General features: G+C 67.7%; 7 protein-coding genes, 1 rRNA gene and 1 pseudogene. 4 read left to right on the top strand and 5 right to left on the bottom strand.

The genetic code is table 11. The features are described 5' to 3' along the window. Together CCN33_RS09915 and CCN33_RS09905 are read right to left on the bottom strand one after the other, a co-directional pair. A 16S ribosomal RNA gene (locus CCN33_RS09915) occupies positions 1-847 on the bottom strand; the annotation flags it as partial. Positions 848-1,364: 517 nt separating this feature from the next. Next, positions 1,365-2,006: a DNA-3-methyladenine glycosylase gene (locus CCN33_RS09905; RefSeq protein ID WP_086693283.1), complete on the bottom strand. Its 642-nt coding sequence runs from the start codon at positions 2,004-2,006 to the stop codon at positions 1,365-1,367. Between the two features lie 101 nt (positions 2,007-2,107). Between CCN33_RS09905 and CCN33_RS09900 the strand changes: the two genes are divergently transcribed. From CCN33_RS09900 to CCN33_RS09890, 3 genes are all read left to right on the top strand, one after another. Further along, on the top strand, positions 2,108-2,890 hold the full coding sequence (locus CCN33_RS09900) for a sporulation protein (protein ID WP_086693282.1): 783 nt from the start codon (positions 2,108-2,110) through the stop codon (positions 2,888-2,890). A gap of 54 nt (positions 2,891-2,944) precedes the next feature. Then, on the top strand, positions 2,945-3,484 hold the full coding sequence (locus CCN33_RS09895; RefSeq protein ID WP_086693281.1) for a YbhB/YbcL family Raf kinase inhibitor-like protein: 540 nt from the start codon (positions 2,945-2,947) through the stop codon (positions 3,482-3,484). A gap of 144 nt (positions 3,485-3,628) precedes the next feature. Then, positions 3,629-4,138 carry an HNH endonuclease gene (locus CCN33_RS09890; protein WP_086693280.1) on the top strand — a complete coding sequence of 170 codons (510 nt, stop codon included), beginning with the start codon at positions 3,629-3,631 and terminating at the stop codon, positions 4,136-4,138. Between the two features lie 70 nt (positions 4,139-4,208). On the opposite strand, the gene CCN33_RS09885 is transcribed toward CCN33_RS09890, so the two are convergent. The 3 genes from CCN33_RS09885 to CCN33_RS09875 form a co-directional block, all read right to left on the bottom strand. Further along, a complete protein-coding gene (locus CCN33_RS09885; RefSeq protein ID WP_086693279.1) occupies positions 4,209-5,168 on the bottom strand; it encodes an SPFH domain-containing protein in 960 nt (319 codons plus the stop codon). A 132-nt stretch (positions 5,169-5,300) separates the two neighbouring features. Then, positions 5,301-5,732, bottom strand: a complete 432-nt coding sequence (locus CCN33_RS09880) for an NfeD family protein (protein ID WP_086693278.1) — start codon at positions 5,730-5,732, stop codon at positions 5,301-5,303. A gap of 73 nt (positions 5,733-5,805) precedes the next feature. After that, positions 5,806-6,597, bottom strand: coding sequence for an ABC transporter ATP-binding protein (locus CCN33_RS09875; protein ID WP_086693277.1), 792 nt, complete (start codon positions 6,595-6,597; stop codon positions 5,806-5,808). Positions 6,598-6,747: 150 nt separating this feature from the next. Between CCN33_RS09875 and CCN33_RS09870 the strand changes: the two are divergent. Further along, a pseudogene (locus CCN33_RS09870) lies at positions 6,748-7,207 on the top strand (hypothetical protein); the annotation flags it as partial.

Here is a 7,207-nt window from a genome sequence, read left to right as displayed (position 1 = left end):
TTAATGCGTTAGCTGCGGCACCGACGACGTGGAATGTCGCCAACACCTAGTGCCCACCGTTTACGGCGTGGACTACCAGGGTATCTAATCCTGTTCGCTCCCCACGCTTTCGCTCCTCAGCGTCAGTAATGGCCCAGAGATCCGCCTTCGCCACCGGTGTTCCTCCTGATATCTGCGCATTTCACCGCTACACCAGGAATTCCGATCTCCCCTACCACACTCTAGCTAGCCCGTATCGACTGCAGACCCGAGGTTAAGCCTCGGGCTTTCACAATCGACGTGACAAGCCGCCTACGAGCTCTTTACGCCCAATAATTCCGGACAACGCTTGCGCCCTACGTATTACCGCGGCTGCTGGCACGTAGTTAGCCGGCGCTTCTTCTGCAGGTACCGTCACTTTCGCTTCTTCCCTGCTGAAAGAGGTTTACAACCCGAAGGCCGTCATCCCTCACGCGGCGTCGCTGCATCAGGCTTTCGCCCATTGTGCAATATTCCCCACTGCTGCCTCCCGTAGGAGTCTGGGCCGTGTCTCAGTCCCAGTGTGGCCGGTCGCCCTCTCAGGCCGGCTACCCGTCGTCGCCTTGGTGAGCCATTACCTCACCAACAAGCTGATAGGCCGCGGGCTCATCCTTCACCGCCGGAGCTTTTAACCGCAGACCATGCGATCCGCAGTGTTATCCGGTATTAGACCCCGTTTCCAGGGCTTGTCCCAGAGTGAAGGGCAGATTGCCCACGTGTTACTCACCCGTTCGCCACTAATCCCCACCGAAGTGGTTCATCGTTCGACTTGCATGTGTTAAGCACGCCGCCAGCGTTCGTCCTGAGCCAGGATCAAACTCTCCGTGAATGTTTACCGGTAATCCGGTGCACACACACGAGAGCGGAACCATCGGAGGAATAGTCCGATGGTTCACAGCGTCCTCGCTGTGTTTTTTCAAAGGAACCTCGTCCCAGCAGATGCTGGAGACGGGGTATCAACTAAATCTGGCGTTGATTTTTGGCACGCTGTTGAGTTCTCAAGGAACGGTCGCTTCCTTTGTACTCACCCTCTCGGGCTTTCCTCCGGGCTTCCCTTCGGTGTTTCCGACTCTATCAGATCCTTTCGGCGTCTGATTCCCAGTCGGAGTGGGATTGTCCTGGGCTTTTCGACTTTCGCCGTCCGGCCTTTCGACATTCACTACGTTAGCCGATCTCCGCTGTTACTCATAATCGAGTCTCGCGGAGTCGAATTCGGACGTGCGGGCACGCCGAAATCATCCCCGCCAGGGGAAGTCGTAGGTAGTGGGTGGCCGCTTCCGGCTGCAGGCGATTGCCGTACCCGGTTCAAGCGACTCGGGCTACCTTACGCACCTTCCCAGGGCGAGTCAACGTGACCTGCGTCGCGGGACATGGGCCCGGTAGGGGCTCACGGTGGGATCGTCCGCGACCCAGAAGCGCCAGGGATGGACACCCCCGTCACCGGCCACTCCGGTCCGCGGGCCGCTGCGTACCTGGTCGGGCGGGACGGGCGTGCCGGTGAGGACCCGGATCGGGGTGTCTCCCGTGGTGCAGGCGTCGGTGCCGTCGAGGGAGCGGTCGACGTCCAGGGCGGTCGCCAGCCGGGCCGGGCCCTTGGCCAGTTCCTTGTCGTTGCGGGCCGAAAGCCGGCGCTCGCGGGTGAGCTCGGCGCCCTCGACGATCTCGCCGGCGCGGAGCAGCACACCGCTCGCGGTGCCCTCGGGGCCGCAGACGAGGTTCATGCAGTGCCACATGCCGTAGGTGAAGTAGACGTACACATGGCCGGGCGGCCCGAACATCACTTCGTTGCGGGGGGTGCGGCCGCGGTAGGCGTGCGAGCCGGGGTCGTTCGGACCGTCGTACGCCTCCACCTCCGTGAGGCGGAGGGCTATCGGACCGTCGGGGGTCGTGCGGACGACGAGGCGGCCGAGGAGGTCGGGGGCGACCTCCAGTACGGGACGGTCGAAGAAGTCCCGTGGCAGTGGCGTACGGTCCGGGAGCGTGATCATGTCCTCCGAGGGTAATGCAGCCGCGTCGCGGTCCCGGCGGAACCGGTCGCGGCCGGCTCGCGTTTGTACGGGTCGAGGGTCCATACGTAAAGGGAGAGTCAATGGCGTTCAAGAAGCTGCTCGCGAGCCTGGGGGCCGGGGGCGCGTCCGTCGAGACGGTGCTGACCGAGGTCAACGTGGTGCCCGGTGGCGTCGTGCAGGGCGAGGTCCGGATTCAGGGCGGCTCGGTCAACCAGAACATCGAGGGCCTGTCCGTGGGTCTCCAGGCGCGGGTCGAGGTGGAGAGCGGCGACCAGGAGTACAAGCAGGACGTCGAGTTCTCCCACGTTCGGCTCGGCGGTGCCTTCGAGCTGCAGGCCGGGGCGGTGCACGCGGTGCCGTTCGGGCTGGAGATCCCGTGGGAGACCCCCGTCACGGTGATCGACGGCCAGGAGCTGCGCGGGATGCACATCGGGGTGACGACCGAGCTGCAGATCGCCCGCGCGGTGGACTCCTCCGACCTGGACCCGATCCGGGTGCACCCGCTGCCCGCGCAGAAGGCGCTGCTGGATGCCTTCATCCAGCTCGGCTTCCGCTTCAAGAACGCCGACATGGAGCGCGGCCACATCCGGGGCACCCGGCAGCGGCTCCCCTTCTACCAGGAGATCGAGTTCTACCCGCCGTCGCAGTACCGGGGTCTGAACCAGGTCGAGGTCAGCTTCGTGGCCGACGAGAACGCGATGGACGTCGTGCTGGAGATGGACAAGAAGCCGGGTCTGTTCAGCGAGGGCTCGGACACCTTCCGCTCCTTCCAGGTGGGCCTGCACGACTTCCACGCCACCGACTGGGCCGGTTACCTCAACCAGTGGCTGTCCGAGGTCGGAAGCAAGCGGAACTGGTTCTAGGAAAGGCCCTAGGCTCGGAAGTCACGAACGGAACGATCAGCAGGAGGTATCGACGTGACCGAGCACAAGCGGCGGCCGCTCCCCCATGACTTCCATCCGCCCGTGCCGTCGTTCACGGTGACGAGTGAGGACATCACCGAGGGCGCGACGCTGAAGGACGCCCAGGTGCAGTCGGAGGGGAACACCTCTCCGGAGCTGAGCTGGTCCGGCTTCCCGGCGGAGACCAAGAGCTTCGCCGTGACCTGCTTCGACCCGGACGCGCCGACCGGCAGCGGTTTCTGGCACTGGGTGGTCTTCGACATCCCGGCCTCGGTGACCCGGCTGCCTGCGGGCGCGGGCAGCGGCGACTTCGGCGGGCTGCCCGAGGGCGCCGTCCAGGTGCGCAACGACTACGGCGAGCCGGGCTTCGTCGGCGCCGCCCCGCCGCCGGACGACGGTCCGCACCGTTACGTGTTCACGGTGTACGCGGTGGACGAGGACAAGCTGAGTGTCGGCCCGGACGCCACTCCGGCGGTCGTGGGCTTCAACCTGCGCTTCCACGCACTGGCTCGCGCCCAGCTCATCGGGGAGTACGAGATTCCCGCGCGGGGCTGAGTGCCCCTTCGGTGTTTGCCCGCCCCTGGTCTTGGAATTGATCAGGGGCGGGCGCTTTTTATTTCGTTGTCCATCTCGATGCGTCCGTCCAGAGTTGATCCAGGTCCGCCGGGCGTGCGGACAGGCGCACGGGAGGTGGGCGGGATGCGTGGCACGTTGGTCCTGAACGCGAGTTTCGAGCCGCTGTCCACGGTGACGGTGAACCGCGCCGTGGTGCTGGTGCTCCAGGACAAGGCGGTGGTGGAGCAGGCGCACACCGGGCTGCGGATGCGCGGCACGGCGGTGGACATGCCGGCGCCGAGGGTGATCCGGCTGTGCAGATACGTAAGGGTGCCGTTCCGAAGACAAGCGCCTTGGTCTCGGCGGGGTGTGCTGGTGCGGGACCGGCACCGCTGCGCGTACTGCGGGCGTGCGGCGACCACGGTGGACCACGTGATACCGCGGGCGCAGGGGGGTGCGGACTCCTGGCTGAACACAGTGGCGTCCTGCGCGGAGGACAACCATCGCAAGGCGGACCGGACACCGCAGCAGGCGGGGATGCCGTTGCTGCGGCAGCCGTTCGAGCCGACTCCGGCGGACGCGATGCTGCTGGCGCTGGGGTCGGACGACTTCGCGGCGCTGCCCGAGTGGCTGGCGCCGCCCGCGGCCGCGTAGGCCCGTGGACGACAGTGGGGCCCGCTTTCCCTCCTCGGGAGAGCGGGCCCCTTGTCGTGACGGGGTGGGCTCAGTCGATGGTCGGCCGCTCGCGGCGGTCGGTGCCGGTGGCCGTGCCCTTGTTCTGCTGGGGCACCGAGCCGCCGCCCCCGCCGAAGTTGCCGAAGTTGCCCATGGCTCCGGAGAGGCCCTTGAGGGCGTCGCCGATCTCGCTGGGGACGATCCAGAGCTTGTTGGCGTCGCCCTCGGCGATCTTCGGGAGCATCTGGAGGTACTGGTAGGAGAGGAGCTTCTGGTCCGGGTCGCCCGCGTGGATGGCCTCGAAGACGGTGCGTACGGCCTGGGCCTCGCCCTCGGCGCGGAGTGCGGCGGCCTTGGCCTCACCCTCGGCGCGCAGGATCTGGGACTGCTTCTCGCCCTCTGCGGTGAGGATGGCGGCCTGCCGGGTGCCCTCGGCGGTGAGGATGGCGGCGCGCTTGTCGCGGTCGGCGCGCATCTGCTTCTCCATCGAGTCCTGGATGGAGGTGGGGGGCTCGATGGCCTTCAGCTCGACGCGGTTGACGCGGATGCCCCACTTGCCGGTGGCCTCGTCGAGGACGCCGCGCAGGGCCGCGTTGATCTCCTCGCGGGAGGTCAGGGTCCGCTCCAGGTCCATGCCGCCGATGATGTTGCGCAGCGTGGTGACGGTGAGCTGCTCGATCGCCTGGATGTAGCTGGCGACCTCGTAGGTGGCGGCGCGGGCGTCGGTGACCTGGTAGTAGATGACCGTGTCGATGTTGACCACCAGGTTGTCCTGGGTGATCACCGGCTGGGGCGGGAACGGTACGACCTGTTCGCGCAGGTCGATGCGGTTGCGGATGGTGTCGATGAACGGGACGACGATGTTCAGGCCCGCGTTCAGGGTGCGCGTGTAGCGGCCGAAGCGCTCGACGATGGCGGCGCTGGCCTGTGGGATGACCTGGATGGTCTTGATCAGGGCGATGAAGACCAACACCACCAGAATGACCAGGACGATGATGACCGGTTCCATCGTGTTCCCCGTATCCCCTCTCCGCTTCGGTGCGCGCGGCGGATGTCGTGGCCTGTGAAAGATCTTGCCGGTCGAGTCTGACAGACCGTCCGGCAAGTCGTCTGCTGTTCGGTTCAGTTGAGTCGTACGAGGTCAGATGACGAGCGCGGTGGCTCCGTCGATGTCGACGACGTCCACCTCCTGGCCGACGTCGTAGGCGCGGGCGGTGTCGAGGGCGCGGGCCGACCAGACCTCCCCGGCGAGCTTGACGCGTCCGCCGGTGCCGTCGACCCGTTCGAGGACGACGGCCTGTCTGCCCTTCAACGCGTCGATGCCGGTGGGCAGATGGGGGCGGCGGCTGCTGTGGCGGGCCGCGATGGGGCGGACCACCGCGATGAGCGCGACCGAGACGATCACGAAGGCGAGGACCTGGACGACGATGCCGAAGCCGAGTCCGGCCGCGCCCGCGGCGACCACGGCTCCGACCGCGAGCATGCCGAACTCGGGCATGGCGGTGACGACGAGTGGGATTCCGAGGGCCACGGCGACGACGAGCCACCACACCCATGCGTCTATGGCGTTCACCCGGTCATGGTAGGTCCGGGGGCCCGGCCGCCGACAGGGTGCGGACGGACCGGTGGTGGCCGAAAGGGGCGGGTCAGCCCAGCGGGAGACCGCGCGCGGTCCAGCGCTCGCCGGCCTGCTCGACGACGAGCGGGAGGCCGAAGCAGTGGGAGAGGTTGCGGGAGGTCAGTTCCAGCTCGATGGGTCCGGCGGCGAGCACCTTGCCCTGGCGGATCATGAGGACGTGGGTGAAGCCGGGGGCGATCTCCTCGACATGGTGGGTGACCATGATCATGGAGGGCGCGATGGGGTCGCGGGCGAGCCGGCCGAGGCGGCGGACGAGGTCCTCGCGGCCGCCGAGGTCCAGTCCGGCGGCGGGCTCGTCCAGGAGGAGGAGCTCGGGGTCGGTCATCAGGGCGCGGGCGATCAGGGTGCGCTTGCGCTCGCCCTCGGAGAGGGTGCCGAAGCGGCGGTCGAGGAAGTCGCTCATGCCGAGGCGGTCGAGGAAGGCGCGGGCGCGCTGCTCGTCGACGTCCTCGTACTCCTCCTGCCAGCCGGCGGTCATGCCGTAGGCGGCGGTGAGGACGGTCTGGAGGACGGTCTGGCGCTTGGAGAGCTTCTCCGCCATGGCGATGCCGGCCATGCCGATGCGGGGGCGCAGGTCGAAGACGTCGACCTTGCCGAGGGTGTCGCCGAGGATGGTGGCGGTGCCCTTGGTGGGGAAGAGGTAGCTGGACGCGACGTTCAGGAGGGTGGTCTTGCCGGCGCCGTTGGGGCCGAGGATGACCCAGCGCTCGCCCTCCTTGACCGACCAGGAGACCTGGTCCACCAGAGCCCGGCCCTCACGGACCACGGATACGTCCTGAAGCTCCAGAACATCGCTCATGAGCGCGTTGTCTCCCCTTGCGTTGTGGCCGGTCTCGGCTGTCGCGTACGCCTGTGGCTCGGTCCGCCGCGCCGATGGGCGCAGCCCATATGAAATCTACGCCACGAGTGCCCCGCTCCATTCCATCGGTCCGGTCCTTAGGGTGGGGGCATGCTCACGGAACCGCGTTCAGGACGCCTCGCCGCTTGGGGAAATGCCCTATTGGCCGGACTTGTCTCGCCGGATGACGCCGTACTGGCCGCTGTCGGTGACGACGCGGTGCACCGGGTGGCCGGGCTGCCGGGTGAGAACGGGGTGGTGGGTCTCACGTTGGCGCTGGGCCGGCTGCGGGCGCTCGGGGTGACCGGACTGCGGGTGGCGCTGCCCGCGCCGGGGCATCCGCTGGGGCTGAGCGGTCCGCCGGACTTCAATACGCGCGCGCTGGCCGCCGGGGAGGCGGTGGTGTGCACGGGGGCCGCCTTCGGGCTGGTGCCGGAGGTCACCGAGGCGGGTCCGGCGGGCGATGTGCACGTGGAGGTGGTGTGGCACGTGCTCCCGGTGCGGGAGGCGCCGCCGGCCGATGTGCCCTCCCTCGGAGAGGCGGAGCGGGAGCTGGCGGAGGCGCTGCGGG

Origin of the sequence: Streptomyces recifensis, assembly GCF_002154615.1 — a bacterium.
Taxonomy (GTDB): domain Bacteria; phylum Actinomycetota; class Actinomycetes; order Streptomycetales; family Streptomycetaceae; genus Streptomyces; species Streptomyces griseoluteus.
The sequence above is the reverse complement of the archived record's forward strand: the minus strand, read 5'-3'. Positions and strand labels throughout refer to the sequence as shown.